Here is a 17418-nt window from a genome sequence, read left to right as displayed (position 1 = left end):
ATAATATCCTTTTTTATACAAATAGAGTGGAGCATCAATTAACCCAATACTATTTATTGGAACAAGATGTATTTCTTGATTGATATCTAAAAATTTTATAAATTTACTTGATGTAAATTCAATGTCTATAAGGGAGTTAATTAATGCTTCAGCACTTTCTATTGTAATTGTTTCAATTGTATTATCATGAAAATAAATATAAATGTCATTGGTGAATTCATAAACGTTATTTTCATTAATTTTTTTTCATGAATTAACTCACTAACTCTTGTTTGTAATTTTTCAGAAGTATTTTGACAGAAATGTTCATAATCAGAAAAATATTCTTCTATAAGATTATAATATTCTTCTGATCCCAAACCTTGATATCCATCCCATGGTAATTCCCAATCTCTTGGGGCATCTGAAGCATCGGAAAGAAGAGAAATTTTTTTGATGATATTTTTATTTATGGTAAGTGATCTATTATTAAGTGTGTCGAGTGATAATATATTATTTTGTTCATTAAACTCACTATTTTCTAACGCCGATTCTATTCTCTCAGCAGTTGATTCAGTAATGGGAAACCATTTGAGAAAATTAGAGTTGTATAAAAGAATACCTATATGTCCCAAAAAAGGATCAATTGTTTTATCTGTATTCCATGGAGTATATCTTGATATTGTTATTGGTTCATCATTTGAAAGATCATAAATACTTGTACCAAAAAATATCGCAAGATCATGTAACACTTTTAGTTTAGGTACAGATTTTGTTGACTCCCATTCTTCTATAATTTGAGTTGTTACCCCTAACATATCAGATATATCTTTTTGTGTATAATTATACAACTTTCTTAGATTTTTAAGTTTATGCATATATTGTAGTGATTTTAATTCAATTATGTAAACCAAATAATATCTGAGCTGAAATAATAAATCATTAAAATTTAGGGAAATAAAGTAGTTAATATGGGAGAATGCAAAAGTTAATTTCACCCTTATCACAATAAATTCAAAAAACAGCCCATTATAAATGCTTACTTACAAATTTTAAGCGGTTGGGCGCTGAATGTTTTATTATCATTTGCTCACGGTTATACAATGAATGTATACCCTAAATAAAACACCTGCTTTTAACCTATTTTGTGTTATTTTCTTATTACTAATAACTGATAACTAGATGATTAAAAATTAGTTTATAAGTATCGTTATTCTAAGTTTTTTTATCATTTCTATCAAAATGATATAGCTATCATAATTCAATGTTTTTTAGCTGTATAAGCTTGTACTTCAATTTTTATGACGCTAATTGGTCTAACATCGCTTTCGGTAAAAGAGAATATTTTATTAGGAGCAAATTTATTCATCATTATTTGTAACGCTGCTATTTTTGCGGTGGGTTCTTCAATAAAGGTTGCATATCCATTGCCGATAACACTGGCATAATCGAAGGAATATTTGCAGGCTTTTTCATTAGTAATTAACTGGTGCCCTGTATCAAGCTCAAAGCTAAGTAAAGGATTTTGTCTAAGTAGTTCAACTTTAGTACCAACTTTTGCGCCATGAATATAAAAAATAAGTTGATTATTTGTTGTTAGTTCATAACAAAAATTGACTGGAACAATATAGGGATAATCACCATTATTCATGGCTAAACGAATAACATCAGTATGCTCTAAAATATCGATCACTTCATCAAGATTAGTTATTTCTCTATCTTTGCGTCTCATAAATATCCTTTTTTATATTATAGATAACTTAGATTTAAGTAATAATAGATTGATATGTTTTTATTATTAATACCAAACTGATATTAAACCTAAATTGGAATTTCTGCAAAATTTGCAACAGCCTTAAAACTTAAGTTAGATGGAAAGTAATATTATAGATGCAATTTATTTTGTACTTGGAAATATATATTTTCAAATACAGACTAGTGTTATTTTTGGTTTGATATGTTTTAAAGGATTTAAAAGGAAGTTATTAAATAGTAAATTATTAGTTTAAAATTCTACGTTTTAGTTCGAATGAAAATAACGGATGTATAATTTATGTGCATTTCTGGGTGCTAATATAGTTCGTGTGTAGTCAATTTATATATAGAAACTGCGCATTAACTTTTAATTATTTGATTTTATTTGTTTTATTTATTAGGTCTGACAGGGGTTGAACCAGCTTCCTAAATTTAATTTTTACGATCCATATTCCAACTTTTTACTTCACAACTTCACATCACCAAAAATTAATCTAATCTAGTTTTACTCAAAAAAAATTAATTAATCACATGATAGCAATTAAATATTATAAAACAATACACATACTAGTTGATCCAAACAATGATTCAGTTGATAACTGCGAGCGCTACTCATTTTTAATGTATCCATTTCTCGATAAATTTAATGACTGGTGGTGTTTCTATAAAAATGATGAATTGGAGCAAATAGGTATTTTTAATTCATATCAAGAAACAGTAAAGTATGTGGAGCAGATATTGTGAATATTATATGTAAGTTTAAATGATTATCTGATCTACCGATGTAAAATATATATTGAAAAAAAATTTTATGTTATTATTTTATAAATGCATAAAAATATCATGGATTCAGTTATGAAAATCGCTATTTGTGCAATAGCTAAAGAAGAAGGTTTGTATTTAACAGAATGGATTGCTTATCATAAATTATTAGGGTTCGATATAATAATTGCTGACAATGGTGGGGATGATAATACTTCATCTTTATTACAGAAATTTCATGCTAATAAAATAATTTATAGAATAAATTTTATTGATTACCCGACCTCACCCCAAATCCCAGCATATAGGGCCCTCGCTAGAGTAGCCAAAAAATTAAAATATGACATTATTATTTTTTTGGATATAGATGAATTCTTTTCATGCTCTTTTCCTCCAAAAGAACTTATACCTGAAAACGGTGTTGATTATGTTTCTAATTTATTCAATAAGCATAAACTTTCTCAACTAAGCCTACATTGGATATGTTATGGAAGCAAGACTGATACAGATGATACTACTAAGCCTGTTTTAAGTCGTTTTATGCATCATTCAAATGAGGAAGAATTTTGGAATGTAAACACAAAATCATTTGTTAAAATAAATGAATATTTTACTTTTTTAAATTGGTTTTACAAAGGACCACCTATTTTTGGAGTTCACTTCCAACCAACAGCAAATAAAAAATGGTTAATAGATAACACGTTATATAAAAAAATGGATTTTACAAAGAAAAACTCTTATAACAATGGATGTATTTTGCATTTTCAACTTAAAAGCTGGGCTGAATATCAAAGAAAAATAAAAAGAGGTGATGCTGCCTTTACTAACAATAAGAATAATAAAGATTATTTTAAAGTTCATGATTATAATTATGAAAAAACGGAGCTTTCTGAAGTTTTACTAAATCAGTTAACCACACAGATTCATAGATACAATGAATTAAATATAATCTATAAAAAATCAGATAATATAGATGGAATTCACTTGTCTAAAGGGTTATCTAATGTTGGAGATCAGTTTAAAATAAAATATAAATTATTAATGTTTATAAAAAATTTATTCGGTTTGTAATAATTATTTAGGTTTAATAGACCACGCAATATCTACTGAATTTGTATCAATTCGACTTAATAAAATTCGGTATTTTTTCCGAGCTTTAAGTCTTTCTTGATCTCCGACCTCTGTCACATTGTAATAAACAGCATCCTCTAAGATTTATATTTGTTGACTTGCTTCATGTATTAACTTTTTTATCGCTTCGTCATACTTAATCATGATACACCAACGACATTGCATTATGTTGATCTTCCCCCACTTGCATTCAACTCAAAAAATGCGTGATTAGGCATATTCGTTTGAAATGACGGAACAGACCATATCAATTTATTAAACGCCATAAATAACCTAAAAGGGCAGGTAGTTATATCAGGTTATGACAGTGAACTTTACAACCATTTATTAAAAGATTTGGTCAAAACATACCAAGCAAGCCCAAGTATCTGCAGGTCGAGGTATCGGATTGCGGACCAAATGTTTATGGATGAATTACTAAAGGATTGAGTATGAAATTATCAGAGATAAAATTATTTAACTACTTTAAACATAATAGAAAAATATTTTAACTTATTGACCATGATTATTTAGATCAATGGGGCGTTGGATATGACAACCAAACTGAAGAAACAATCAATATGAATATTTATACTGATGTTGAGCTAGTTAAAGTAAATGTAGTAGAAATTAATAATTGTTAAGTGCATATAACAATCATTTCAAAATTTTGTGGAGTATTTGGAGTAAAAATTATGATACGTTATTTACTTTTAAGCAAATATTGCAATGATTTTGGTGATACCGTTAATGCTGTTAATTTATAATTAAAGCGTGGAATATGGGCGTATGGAGTTCATGTATTTAAAATCGATGGCATCAAAGAACGAAAAATGGATCTTTTGGCGGTAGATGAATAGAAAGGTAATGAAAAGCAAAAATGCTGCGTGATGTAACTGTTTGTGAACATGCATTAAGTAAAACTATAACGATCATCGTTACTTATAAAGGTGTTCTTTGCCGTGAGCCATAAAAAATACTACCAGTTACTACTTCCAATATAAAATACGCTGAACGATTACGGTGTGAGATAATCAATAATATAGAGAGAAATATATTTAACTATGCTGATTATTTCCCTGCATCATCCAAATTGAAAATATTCGGTTATTCTAGCAAAGGCCTAACAGTACTTAACCCGTTAAATAATTACATTGATTTATGTTGCGAAAGACAGATGTCACCATTAACAATTAATGGGCATAAAAAATGTGTTAATGAGCTTAGTTATTTGCTTGATAATTTTGTCACTGAGTTAACTGCAGGGATTATTAAAAACTGGGTACAGGAACAAACATCATCATTGAAGACTAGGCGCAATATTTTATCTTTTTTAAATCATCGTTGGATGATGTTGTTATTGATGGCTTAATACCAGTAAATCCTGTTTCCTCTGTACCTGTGTCTCGTTATTACAACGCAGAAAACGACAAAAACAAGGATGATTATGTAGTTGCCCCGTTCTCACCGAGTGAAACCGAATTGATCTTAAACTCTTGCAATGATGAATTACATTATAATTTATTTAAATTTGCATTTGCGACAGGCTTAAGATCTTGTGAACTATGCGGGGTAAAATGGAAAGATGTCAATTTAACCAATAAAACAATTAATATAAATTCAGCTCAAGTAGTTGGTGTAGAAAAAACAAAGCCGGTACCAGAACGATAGAATTAAATGCACCGACCATGTCAGCATTATATAATCAAAAACAATATAGACTATTAGGTAATGAATATATATTTTTAGATCCTAAAACAAAATCTGGTTGGACAAGTGCTGATGCTATCCGAAAAAAGCATAGGTACCAACATTAAAAAGCTCAGTTGCTCGATACCTAAAACCATATCAAATGCGTCATACTTTTGCGACAAGTTACATTAGTCAAGGTGTAAATCTTTTTTGGTTATCTAAACAAATGGGGCATAAAAGACCCGAAAGACTATTCTGTCATTATGGTAGCTATTTGAAAGAATATAATGAGAATACTTCGATTAATAAATTTACTGGTTAATTTCATGTGCATTACACTTGCACTTTTAAGATCCCATGTAGACAATTTACAGACTTATTACAGTACTTTTAATTAGTTGGTTTTATTAGTAAATTATTGATATTACTATAGATTTTTTAAGTGGTGGAGCTGGCGGGAGTTGAACCCGCGTCCGAAATCTCTACATCCTTGGTACTACATGCGTAGTTTGTCTTTGAATTTCGCTTACCCGCTGCGGACAAACACGCCACTGATAAACTAGCTTGATTAAATTTAATGCTTCCGCCCCAAGCAAGGCTTCCACACGATCTCGTTTAGGTTTGACTCCTCTTGATCCCCGTCCTACGAGCGGAGGCTAGGGAGAGAAGGCTCTATACAGGTTATTAAGCTGCTAGTGCGTAGTTTTCGTCGTTTGCGACTATTTTTTTGCGGTTTATTTACGAGGCCTACCGCACCTCGGCATGCACCTTGGGTTTCGCAAATCCCGTCGAATCCAGAATCAGCCCCAATTGTGGTTGGTATTTATAGAAAATGTTGGGGGCATTATAGGTGAATTCAAGTAGTAATACAAGTTACCCGACTTCTGGATTAACCCAATTTTCAGTTGGTTGTTCCGGTTTTAATGCGGCAATAATATTATCAACAGCACATTTGGCCATGGCATATCGAGTTTCAGTGGTTGCTGAACCTACATGTGGTGATAATAAAACATTATCAAGTTTTAATAATGGCGAATCTTTGGCTAATGGTTCAACTTCAAAAACGTCTAAGCCAGCAGCCTTAATGGTTTTATTTTTTAATGCTTCATAGAGCGCTTGTTCATCAATTATTGCACCTCGAGCGCCATTGATAAGGATTGCTGATGATTTCATTAACGCTAATTTTTGTTTAGTAATAAGTCGTTTTGTTTGATCGGTTAGCGGTAAAATGATAACAACAAAGTCAGCTTGTTTAAGGACATCATCTAGTTCAAGACGTTTAGCATGATAGGCTTGTTCAACATAGGTATTGGCTGAACGATTATAATATATGATGTTCATATCAAAACCACAATGTGCTCGTTTAGCTATGGCTTGACCAATGCGACCCATGCCTAAAATACCAATGGTTTTACCATAAATATCTGTACCAAAGTATTCAGGTGTGATGCTTTTATTCCAGCCACCATGATGAATAAGATTAGATAATTCAACGGTTCGACGAGCGGTAGCCATGAGTAGGGTAAAAATGAGATCAGCGGTACTTTCAGTGAGAACTTTCGGAGTATTCATTAATCGGACGCCATGTTTTTTCAAAGCAAGCAAATCATAATTGTCAAAACCGACTGAAATTGTCGCCGCCGCTTTTAATTTAGGGGTTTGTTGTAAAAAATTATCATCAATCCGAGTTGGAATATTAGATCCAATCATACCGTCAGCATTGGCTAATGTTTGGATAAATTCACTAATATCGGTTTTGGGATCACCTTGAAATAGTGTTAGATTGAAAGCTTGCGCTAGTCTTTCTTGTTGATCAGCTGGAATTTTACTAAATAAAACAACATTCTTTTTCATAAATACTCCTATATCGCTATATAGACTATTTTTACCGCAGTATAGCGTTAGCTTATTTAAATTTGCAATGAAATTAAGTTTAAAGCAAATTAGTTTTTATGTACTGAAGAATGAGAAATATTTATATTTTTTTAAATATTTTTAAAAATAATTATTAATATAAATCAATTCAATAGAATATTTTTTAGAAAAATATTAAATTTTTTTCAAATTAGTTGGAACTTTTTGTGATTTAGCCTGTCTATATATTCAGATTACGTTAATTCATTTTTTTTGCCCTCCACTCATTTTTGAGTGGATTTTTTTTGCCTACAATTTTTATTAGTGCTAACTAGTCCTGCTATAGAATTATATAATCTACATAAATAATCGATATATGAAAATATATTGAACAATTATTAACAGCAAGTTAATATCTAGCGATTTTCATTATTTTAATAAATAGTGTTATTTTTATTTTTATCAAGCCTTTTATCTATTCTCAATTTATTTGGTATATTTAGTCTGGTAACTAAATAATAAGGTAATGGATGGTACTTAAATACTAATAAGTGAGCAGAGAGAATTTTTATGTTATTTTCATCAAGGACAAAAGGCCACCTAATCGCACTGATGACAGTGTTTATTTGGGGAATCACTTATATTGCCACCAAAGTTTTACTGACAGATTTTAAACCGATTGAAATTCTCTTTTTTCGATTTACATTAGGTTATGTCACGCTTTGGTTGTTAGCTCCTCGCTTTTTCGCCTGGCAAGGGATTAAACAAGAGTTGATGTTCCTGGGTGCTGGATTTTGCGGTGTCACTTGTTATTTTCTCTGTGAAAATATAGCTTTAACCTATACTACAGCATCAAATGTTGGTGTGATCACCACACTAGCTCCAGTCTTTACTGCTATATTGGCTATCTTCTTTCTTAAGGCCGAAAAACCAGCGAAAGTGTTTTATATTGGCTGTCTATTCGGCATGATAGGTATAGCCTTAATTAGCTTCAATGGGCAGTTTGTATTATCGGTTAATCCGCTTGGTGATTTATTGGCGGTGTTTGCTTGCCTATTTTGGGCGTGTTATTCAATTTTAACTAAAAAAAGTAGTAACTATGGTTACAATATTATTTTGTTGACGCGAAGATTCTTTTTTTACGGTCTAATGTTTATGTTACCTGCACTGTATTTGTTTGATTTTGAATGGAATTTGTCAAGATTTAATCAACCCGTCAATTTAATCAATATTTTATTCTTAGGTGTCGGTGCATCAGCTATCTGCTTTGCCTCTTGGAACTATGCGGTAAAATTAGTGGGTGCGGTCAAAATTAGCATCTATATCTATTTAGTACCAATTTTGACAATTATTAATGCAGTATTAATTTTAGATGAACCTTTTACCTGGATTGCGGCAATAGGTACCTTATTTACGCTTGGTGGCGTATTCTTATCAGAAGGGAAAATCAAGCTTAAAAAGCATTAATATTTTTATAATTTTTTATTAATGCTTTTATTTAAAAAATAATACCTAAAGTGCCACATTTATTGCATACGTTTGTCGATAGCTTGCATAATAATTTGCCCTAAGTGCTGATAATTTTCATCAAAATGATGGCCACCCGGTAGTTGAAATGCTTCGCCTTTCATCTCCGGTTGTAGGCAACCGCTATCGTCTTTCTCTTCTGCGCCATAGATACAGAATAATTTCTTTTCCGGAATCTGCGCAACTTCAGGTGCTGTTTTCATTTCATCGCCAGATTGCCCCAGCCAACCACTGACTTCTATTTCAAAATTAGCATCTTTGGAAAAAGCAATCATGATCAATGCTTGAACGCTTTGTTGATCTTCTTTGGATAAGCGATTATATAGCGCTGGTAAGATGTCACCGCCAAAAGAATACCCTGCTAGTACAAATTTATTCACACCCCATTTATCACGGTATTCTTGCATTAAATAAGTCAGATCTTTAGCACTACGTTCAACCGAGCGATGTTGCCAAAAAAGTTTTAACGCATCGACCCCAACCACCGAATAACCATGTGAAGCCATATATTCTGCTGAAACTTTATCTAAATCTCGCCAGCCACCATCACCAGAATAATAAAAGGTAACACTATTCGGATGTTGGGGATTAGCTTTAGCTGGTAATTCAATGACAGGTAATGGTTCATGTTCACCAAATAAAATCGAGGATAAATGTAAACTTAACAACTCAGTTGGTGATGCCTGATACTCACCAATTTTGGTGGTAACTTTGATCTGTTTTTGTTGGCGAGGAAAAATGGCAACTTGTTCATCAGGTGGATTATTCCAAATAACCTGCCATGTTCCATGGCTGGCTTGTGCAGGTAAAGGTGCGTCGCAATCTTTATGATCTAAAGTAAACTCAATGGATAAAGCTTTAGCATCATCATCATCTTGTTGTTTGCTTAACCAACGATAAGCGAAAGCTGCGCCTTCTTGCATGCCGGCAACAATAAATTTATCCTCATTTAAGATCTTCTTCGCTTGTTCAAAGCGTGTTTGTTGTTCGGCACAACTTCCTTGTGGTTGTAATTCAAATTGCACCAATTTAGCACCCATTGATTCAGATAAGGTTAATAATTGATTAGCGGTAAAGTGATTATCTCGTGTCGCAACAATTATTGCCGAAGCTTCGGCTGACTGTTTGGGGCTAGCAGATAAGATAGTAAAGTTTTGATTAATTGTAACAGTATTAACTGAAGCAGTTCGTTGGTTTTTATAACTGTACCAACCTATAACAATACAAAATGTAATGAATACTAAAATAATGAATAATAAAACATAAAGTATGATTTTTTTCATTTGATTAGTTCTTCTGGTTAGTTAATGTTGTTTTGCCACCTGAAATTAACATGGTGGTGTCAATTAAGGCGACCAAAGGATCAAGTCCTGCCGGAACTGCCATATAACGTGGTTGCCAATGGGTGGCAAATTTTTCTTTAAAGCGACGCAAACCTTGGAAGTTATAAAATCGGCCACCTCGGCGAAAAACTAACGCGCCTAAGCGTTGGATCATCGGGGCACCACGTCGCCTTTGCATGCCGGCAAGTGGCACCATGCCTAAGCTAAAGTATTGATACCCTTTTTCCTGATAATGTAAAATTAAACCAACCATTAAAAACTCCATGGTCGATTTTGGAATATCTTGTAAAACTCGCATTAGATCAATACTAGCACTATAGTTTTGCTTGGTTTCTAATAAATTCACAAAAGCAATAATGCGACCTTGGTACTCAACCGCGGCAATCGTGAAATTATCTAAATAGGATTTAGAAAAAGCCCCTAATGAGAATTTTTTCTCTTTGGTATGTTTGTTTTTTAACCATGCATCAGAAACTGCTTTCAATTCATCAATTGGTGCAGTACCCGGTGGATAAAATCTTAAACTAAGCCCATCTCGTTGCCCTCGGTTCCAAGTATATCGAAGATCTTTATATCCCTTAGAATTTAAATCAAACTCTTTTAAATTAACTAAGGCTTCTTCGCCAAGTTTGACAATACGAAGACCGATATCCATATAGAATGGTAAATTGTTTGCTTTAACTTGGTAAAAAACCGGACGTAAATGGTGTTGATCACAAAGATCTCTAAATGCCCAGATTAAATCAGCCCGAGCAGCGCTATCATTGCCAATAGGATCATATAGCGCAACCATGCTTCTACCTCGTCTTGCATACATAATGAAAGCACTATGTGATTGATTGAAGAGCAGTGACTTATCACCACTCATCGCTAATCCGCCTTCAGGTTGTTTTGAGTTGAGCATGATTTGATAGGCTTCACTTAACTCCTCTTCAGTCGGAATCGTTAAGATAGGTAATGCCGGTTTAAATGACCAAAATAACATTACGCCACTCAATAAGATAAAACTACCTAATGCTGCCCGTAATGCTCGGGGAACTCGGCTATCTAATTCAAATTGCCACCATAAATCATGGCTATAAGGAATATCTTGATAAATAAATAAGATTAGCCAAACAAATAAGGCAATTAAACCAAAACTGACAACAAAGGATTTTAGTGAAAAAGGTAAAATACTTAATCGGCTTTTACGATAAAAAGCATGTCTAAAATTGATTAATAGTATGGCTATTACTAATAATGTCGCTGCTTCGATCCAGTGTAAACCTCTTAGCAATGAGCAGATACTACCTACTATCAATAATATAACCGATATTCCCCATGCAGAGTAAAGTCTGCGGCGTAATCCTACTGCCATTAGTAGACATAAAACCCCGATTAAACTTGCGGTTAAATGAGCAAAATTGACAATTTTTTTCGGAAAAAAAGTGCTGACAAAATCATGATTAAAACCAGGAGTAACACTCGAAAACATCATGACTACTCCGGCAAAAAATACCGCGGCGGCCATAATCGTTGCTGCAATACCAGTGTCGGTTTCCTTAACTTGTGGTGCGGTTAACAAGTGTTTTCCTTCGTTAATTAGCAGTAAAATTCCGGCAGGAATCAATGGTAATATGATATAAATTAAACGGTAAATGACTAATGCAACCGTTAATGATGCGGTATTAATTTGTGATGAAAATGCCGCTAATATAACCGCCTCAAATATGCCAACTCCACCTGGGACATGACTAAGTACTCCAGCAACTAATGCCAAGATATAAATCATGATAAAGGTAATAAAGTTTGGTTGATTCGGGAGTAAAAAATAGAGAATAGCACCGGCTAAAATGGCATCGATTAAGGTAATTAAAAATTGTCCACTGGCTAATTGCCAGTTAGGTAAACGGATTTTCCAATGGAAAATTTGATATAGCCAAATATCTTTATTGGGTTTTTCTGCTAATCGGTGCGCATGTAAAAATAACAATACACCCGCATAAATGATCAATACTACACTAGCGATTAATTCGATAGTGATTGCCGAGATATGTAGCGCTAGCATGGTATTTTGTATATGTATTAATGCAGCAATTGTGGCGATTAAGGGTAATGTAAGGCCTAACGAAAGACTAACAAAAATCGACATGCGAGCAACATCTATGGTGGTTAATCCATATTTAAAATAGAGCCGACAACGAATTGCACCGCCGGATAGGGCGGATAACCCGACTGCATTACCAATGGCGGAGGCACAAATTGCACCAGTAGCTATTGTCGATGGTTTTAAATCAACACCTGCATAACGTGCAGCCGACCATTCATAACCCATCAACATAATATAACTCGCTATCGCCGATAAACATGCTAGTAAAATTGCATGGTAAGGCAGTTTATGCAGAGCTGATTGTAAATCGCTAAGATTAATTGATTGTAATAAATGCCAACACACAACCAGTGCGATACAAAAAATAGTGAGGCCAAATAGTAGAGCGATAAATTGACGATATCGAGTGAAACATTCTATAAGTTGCCAAGGCAAAACTTTGCGTGCTGATATTTTCACTTAATCAACTCCAGTTATTTGCATGGATAATAAATTGTAATTAGAGCATTCTACCTTTCGCAATTAGTGAAAACAATCGAAAGAAATTAAAAAAAATATAAAAAAAACATTAAATGCAAGGAATTTTTTGATAAATAAGTCTAAACAATCATCAATAATGATATTAAATATGATTTTTAACTCGTTTTAAATTGATTTTGGTGGTTTTATGCAAGAATAACTGTCTGATTGATAAAGTATTAACTAAAACCATCAATAGCGATTAGATTTTAACTGCGGTAATATACATAATATCTCGATAAAATATAATCTATCATTACCATTTTTAATTAAGCCTAATAAAATGACCAACCGAATAACTGCTCAACAACAACTAATTCTTAATTCGATTAAACTATTTGTTCAACAAAAGCTTTCGCATGATTTTTCCGGTCATGATATAGCGCATATTGAACGAGTTGTAAAATTAGCCGAAAAAATCCTTAATGATCAGCCACAAGCAGATGCATTTATTGTATTGATAAGCGCTTACTTACATGATGTCATTGATGAGAAAGTGGTTGAGAATGTTGATAAAGCAATAATTGAATTGCGTGATTATCTGCAATTATTAAAGGTAACCACTAACGAGATTAATTCTATTTTTGCTATTATCGAAAATATGTCTTATCGGAAAAATCTTTCACAAAAAAACGAGTTATCGTTGGAAGGACAAATAGTTCAAGATGCTGACCGTCTTGATGCTATTGGCGCAATAGGTATTGGCCGTACTTTTTATTATGGTGGTAATAAACATAATATTATGCACGATCCAAACATTCCACCGCGAACGAAACTTAATGAAGACAATTACAAACAGCCCAATACAGTAATCAATCACTTTTATGAAAAGTTATTTTTACTCAAAGAGATGATGAATACTGACATAGCTAAACAGATCGCCGAACAACGGCATAAAATTTTAGTTGAATTTGTTAATCAATTTGAGCAAGAGTGGCTGAGTAACGATTAAATCTTATCAAAACTAAATCCTGACGATTAATCAGGATTTAGCTAGCTGATTTTCAAACTCTTTGATGCATCGCTTCTATTTAAAAAGGAATTGGTGCACCAACTAAAGAGAGTACGATTGGTAATGTAATTAAACTCAATAAAGTACTGACTAAAGTAGCACTTGATACCAGTGCTGGGTTAGTATCAAATTGAACTGACATTAGTGTGGTATTGGCAGCACTTGGCATTGCCGCTAGAACAATAAGGATTTGTTTTGCCATTGGGGTAATAGGCATAAAATAGACCATCGCAAAAGCGACCAGCGGTGATATAACCATCCTCGTTACTAAAGCAAAACAAAGTTTTGGATAATCAAGTTGTTTAATTTTGATTTTGGCCAATTGCATGCCCAAAATAATCATAATTATCACAATGGAAGAATCACCGATCATACTAATCGAAGTCATAATCGATTTTGATAATGGTATTTGACACAGTTGGAAAAGAATACCAGCAAAGGCACCATAGGCAACCGGCATTCTAATTACTTTGTTAATAACATCTTTTTGACTGACAATATCACTATGAGTGCTGCCTTTGGCTGCATAATAGATGCCAACAGTGCTCATAACAAATTGTTGTAACACCATCATTATGACACCTAGATCAAAACCGATCGTGCCAAAAAAAACCAGTAATACAGGTGTACCATAATTACCATTGTTCATAAAACACGAACTTAAAATCATTGCACAGCGTTGTTTGACCGAATACTTCATTATCATTGACCAGATGCTGACAATTAGTACTAAGGAAAAACAGAGACCAATGAGATAAGCAATATAGATTAAATAATCGCTGGTTAAGGTATGCGTATAAAATGTTTTAAATGCCAAAAAGGGCGATAACACATATAGCGACATTTTTGAAAGATTAGCAATATCAAAATTAAGAATCTTTTGACCAATAAATCCAACAATAAAAATACAAAAAATAGGAAACAAAATAAGGAAAAATTGCATAATTTTAACTTTAACTTTTTGGTTAATTAATTTATTGAATCAATAGTTTCAACTATCGATTCGGTTAGTTTTTGACAGGTGTTATCATCAAGGGCTTTATTGTGTTTATCGGTTAGAATAAACAGATCTTCAATATGTTCGCCAATTGTGGCTATTTTAGCACTGCTTAGCGATAAGTCTAATTTTGCAAACACTTCACCAACACAAGCAAGTAAACCCGGTTTATCAAGCGCAATGAGTTCCATATAAGTTTGGTTTTCGTTAAATGAAGAAATAAAGTTGACTTGTGTTGGTACAGAAAACGAACGTAGTCGCTGTTTAGCGGGTTTTATTGTCACACCTTTGTAGACCGATTGATGTAGTACTTTATGCAGCGCTTGGATAATATCTTGATGTCGATTTTCTGGCACAATTTGCCCATTAGGTTCAAGCACAATAAAGGTATCTAATGCAAATCCATTTTTATTAGTAATAATCAATGCATCATGAATACTCAAATTTAACATACTTAACGCATTACATGCTGCGGCAAATAAAAAAGGTCTATCAGATGAGTAAATGATGATTTCGCTGCCACCATGATATGGATTGGGATTAATCGAAACTAATGTTTGACTCAAATCATGATTTAATAATAGTTGAGCGTGCCAAACGATCTGTTCAGCACTATAGCGCAAAAAGTAATCGACGCGATAATCTTGCCAAAGGTTTTTTATCATTTGCTCGTCGTAATTTTGTGCCAGCAATTCAGTTAGTGCTTGTTGTTTATGTTGACGAGCAACACTTCGTTGTTCTGGTATTTGATGAATGCCCGAATCAAATGATCGTTTAGCGGTTAAGTAGAGCTCACGCATTAAGCTCTGCTTCCAACTATTCCATAAGGTTTCATTAGTGGCACAAACATCGGCAACCGTTAAACAGAGTAAATATTGTAAACGGCGTTTGCTTTTTACTAATTGAATAAATTCGCGAATAACATCGGGATCTTGGAGATCTCGACTTTGCGCAGTTACCGACATCAATAAATGATAACGAACTAACCAAACAATCAAATCGGTATCTTTCGCATCGAGTTCATGTAATTGACAGAAAGATTCGACTAATTTAGCGCCTATTTCCGAATGATCACCATGTCGACCTTTGCCGATATCATGGAATAATCCGGTAATAATTAGCAATTCTGGTTTGGATAACTTGGCAAATACCGTTGAACTATTAGGATGTTTTTCTTTACCCACTTCGGTTTTTAAACGGTCGAGTTCTAGCAATAAGCGGATAGTATGTTCGTCGACCGTATAAGCATGAAACAGATCAAATTGCATCATGCCTGAGATTTGTTGCCAACCAGGGATATACACTGCCAAAATACCATATTGATGCATTGGTAAAATAGCTTTTTTAATTGCATCCGGATGTTTGATGATTTTCATAAACAATGTTCTTGCTTCTGGCGTTTCACTAAGTAAATAAGTGAGCTTTCGCCGCGCAGAACGAAGTTGCCTAATCGTATTTGAATATAATCCTGTAACTTGCGGGTTAAGCAAAATTGTATAAAACAGATTGAGGATCATAAGCGGGTTATCAGTAAACACGCTGTTATGTTTAACATCAATTAGGTTGCCTCTGACTTGAAAATGTTGATCAATATCATAGGTCTTTTGTGATGAGTAACGTTTTAATAATGTCTCATCAAATAGTTGTAAAAGCATTTGGTTGAGTTCGGTAATATTATGCGCAACACGATAATAATCATGCATCATATTTTCAACCGGTGTATTGCCTTCACCACTATAGCCCAACATTTTAGCGATACTTAGTTGACGATCGAATAATAAACGATTGTCATAGCGGTTGATCACGCAGTGAAGCGCAAAGCGCATGCGCCATAAAAATTTGCGACAAGTCTTAAATTCGGCCACTTCTTCTGGCGTTAAATAGTCAAACTGAGCAATTTTTTTTAAAAACTCTCCGCCAAAATGTCGAATTGCAACCCATTGAATGATTTGCATATCACGTAAACCACCCGGACTATTTTTTAGATCTGGCTCTAAATTATAGGTAGTGCTGTGATATTGTTGGTGCCTTTCTTGTTGCTCCTGCATTTTGGCTTGATAAAAAGCAGGAGAAGGCCAGATTTTATCGCTAAAAATTTCACTGCGGAGCTTATTAAGTAATGACTCACTTCCGGCAATTAATCTTGATTCAATTAAGTTCGTCATGATAGTGATATCATTTTTAGCTTCTTGCAAGCAGGTTTTTAACGTTCTAACGCTGTGGCCAATATCAAAATGCAGATCCCAAAGTAGACGGACTAAATCACCAATTTGTTTTTCCAGTTCTTTGGTTAGTGAGTTATCACTTAGTATCAAAATATCAATATCGGATAATGGATGAAGTTCGGTTCGACCATAACCACCAACTGCAATTAGTGCAATGCGATTTTGTTTAAACAGCGATGAAACTTGTTCAGGAATTTGATAATAATGCCATAATCGTTGAAGTAGCTGATCAATAAACTGACTGCGCAGATGAACTAAGTCATCAATATCGGCGTTATTTTTAAACTGAGTCACTGACCATTGTTGAAACGCATTTAGTTGCTGTTTTAGATAGGGAACAGTTATTTGCTCATCACTAAAATCAAGCGGAGAGATAGAATAAAACAAATGCGCATCAGTCATAGTTATCATATCAAATTAGCAAAATCGAATTGTTATATCGTCCACCGATTTTAAAGCAGTGTCAAGTTGGAATGCCAACAGTTTTCATACAATAACATTAAGCAATAACGTTTTATTCAATCCATTAGTAATTTTAAAATTGATGAGTGAAT

The 17418-nt window shown here is 33.4% G+C and carries 11 protein-coding genes, 1 other RNA gene and 1 pseudogene; 4 read left to right on the top strand and 9 right to left on the bottom strand.

All coding sequences use genetic code 11. The features are described 5' to 3' along the window. Positions 1–158: 158 nt before the first annotated feature. Positions 159–857, bottom strand: coding sequence for a helix-turn-helix domain-containing protein (locus tag B6C84_RS02030; RefSeq protein ID WP_086353804.1), 699 nt, complete (start codon positions 855–857; stop codon positions 159–161). Between the two features lie 383 nt (positions 858–1240). Continuing rightward, on the bottom strand, positions 1241–1711 hold the full coding sequence (locus tag B6C84_RS02025) for a pyridoxamine 5'-phosphate oxidase family protein (RefSeq protein ID WP_086353805.1): 471 nt from the start codon (positions 1709–1711) through the stop codon (positions 1241–1243). Positions 1712–2589: 878 nt separating this feature from the next. Between B6C84_RS02025 and B6C84_RS02020 the strand changes: the two genes are divergently transcribed. Continuing rightward, positions 2590–3567 (top strand): glycosyltransferase family 2 protein, encoded by a 978-nt coding sequence (locus tag B6C84_RS02020; RefSeq protein ID WP_165754930.1) that lies wholly within the window; start codon positions 2590–2592, stop codon positions 3565–3567. Positions 3568–3570: 3 nt separating this feature from the next. On the opposite strand, the gene B6C84_RS11785 is transcribed toward B6C84_RS02020, so the two are convergent. After that, complete coding sequence (locus B6C84_RS11785; protein WP_086353806.1) at positions 3571–3711, bottom strand: tail fiber assembly protein; 141 nt, start codon at positions 3709–3711, stop codon at positions 3571–3573. A gap of 775 nt (positions 3712–4486) precedes the next feature. Between B6C84_RS11785 and B6C84_RS11780 the strand changes: the two are divergent. Continuing rightward, positions 4487–5620 (top strand): annotated as a pseudogene (locus B6C84_RS11780) (tyrosine-type recombinase/integrase). A 121-nt stretch (positions 5621–5741) separates the two neighbouring features. Here the strand turns inward: B6C84_RS11780 and ssrA are convergent. Beyond that, positions 5742–6106, bottom strand: a transfer-messenger RNA (tmRNA) gene (ssrA, locus tag B6C84_RS02000). 65 nt (positions 6107–6171) lie between these two features. Further along, positions 6172–7152 (bottom strand): 2-hydroxyacid dehydrogenase, encoded by a 981-nt coding sequence (locus tag B6C84_RS01995; RefSeq protein ID WP_086353807.1) that lies wholly within the window; start codon positions 7150–7152, stop codon positions 6172–6174. 570 nt (positions 7153–7722) lie between these two features. Between B6C84_RS01995 and B6C84_RS01990 the strand changes: the two genes are divergently transcribed. After that, positions 7723–8619 (top strand): DMT family transporter, encoded by an 897-nt coding sequence (locus B6C84_RS01990; protein WP_086353808.1) that lies wholly within the window; start codon positions 7723–7725, stop codon positions 8617–8619. A gap of 59 nt (positions 8620–8678) precedes the next feature. Here the strand turns inward: B6C84_RS01990 and B6C84_RS01985 are convergent, their stop codons facing one another. Then, positions 8679–9962 carry a virulence factor family protein gene (locus B6C84_RS01985; RefSeq protein WP_086353809.1) on the bottom strand — a complete coding sequence of 428 codons (1284 nt, stop codon included), beginning with the start codon at positions 9960–9962 and terminating at the stop codon, positions 8679–8681. A 4-nt stretch (positions 9963–9966) separates the two neighbouring features. Then, positions 9967–12570 carry a bifunctional lysylphosphatidylglycerol flippase/synthetase MprF gene (mprF, locus tag B6C84_RS01980; protein WP_217332097.1) on the bottom strand — a complete coding sequence of 868 codons (2604 nt, stop codon included), beginning with the start codon at positions 12568–12570 and terminating at the stop codon, positions 9967–9969. Between the two features lie 343 nt (positions 12571–12913). Between mprF and B6C84_RS01975 the strand changes: the two genes are divergently transcribed. Continuing rightward, entirely contained in the window at positions 12914–13582 is a 669-nt protein-coding gene (locus B6C84_RS01975) for an HD domain-containing protein (protein ID WP_086353810.1), read from the top strand. 79 nt (positions 13583–13661) lie between these two features. On the opposite strand, the gene B6C84_RS01970 is transcribed toward B6C84_RS01975, so the two are convergent. Both B6C84_RS01970 and glnD read right to left on the bottom strand, forming a co-directional pair. Further along, the gene (locus tag B6C84_RS01970; protein WP_086353811.1) at positions 13662–14585 is read right to left on the bottom strand and encodes an AEC family transporter; all 924 of its coding nucleotides are present in this window, start codon (positions 14583–14585) and stop codon (positions 13662–13664) included. A 26-nt stretch (positions 14586–14611) separates the two neighbouring features. Then, a complete protein-coding gene (gene glnD / locus B6C84_RS01965; protein WP_165755133.1) occupies positions 14612–17266 on the bottom strand; it encodes a bifunctional uridylyltransferase/uridylyl-removing protein GlnD in 2655 nt (884 codons plus the stop codon). Between the last annotated feature and the right edge of the window lie 152 nt (positions 17267–17418).

Origin of the sequence: Gilliamella apis (genome assembly GCF_002142155.1) — a bacterium.
In the GTDB taxonomy this organism is placed as follows: Bacteria; Pseudomonadota; Gammaproteobacteria; order Enterobacterales; family Orbaceae; genus Gilliamella; species Gilliamella apis.
This window is presented reverse-complemented; position numbering and strand designations above follow the sequence as displayed.

What these genes read in the sequence shown, in the direction of transcription:
- B6C84_RS02030 (WP_086353804.1), bottom strand. Translation starts at nt 857, where the DNA reads ATGCATAAACTTAAAAATCTAAGAAAGTTGTATAATTATACACAAAAA.
- B6C84_RS02025 (WP_086353805.1), bottom strand. Translation starts at nt 1,711, where the DNA reads ATGAGACGCAAAGATAGAGAAATAACTAATCTTGATGAAGTGATCGAT.
- B6C84_RS02020 (WP_165754930.1), top strand. Translation starts at nt 2,590, where the DNA reads ATGAAAATCGCTATTTGTGCAATAGCTAAAGAAGAAGGTTTGTATTTA.
- B6C84_RS01995 (WP_086353807.1), bottom strand. Translation starts at nt 7,152, where the DNA reads ATGAAAAAGAATGTTGTTTTATTTAGTAAAATTCCAGCTGATCAACAA.
- B6C84_RS01990 (WP_086353808.1), top strand. Translation starts at nt 7,723, where the DNA reads ATGTTATTTTCATCAAGGACAAAAGGCCACCTAATCGCACTGATGACA.
- B6C84_RS01985 (WP_086353809.1), bottom strand. Translation starts at nt 9,962, where the DNA reads ATGAAAAAAATCATACTTTATGTTTTATTATTCATTATTTTAGTATTC.
- B6C84_RS01975 (WP_086353810.1), top strand. Translation starts at nt 12,914, where the DNA reads ATGACCAACCGAATAACTGCTCAACAACAACTAATTCTTAATTCGATT.
- B6C84_RS01970 (WP_086353811.1), bottom strand. Translation starts at nt 14,585, where the DNA reads ATGCAATTTTTCCTTATTTTGTTTCCTATTTTTTGTATTTTTATTGTT.
- glnD (WP_165755133.1), bottom strand. Translation starts at nt 17,266, where the DNA reads ATGACTGATGCGCATTTGTTTTATTCTATCTCTCCGCTTGATTTTAGT.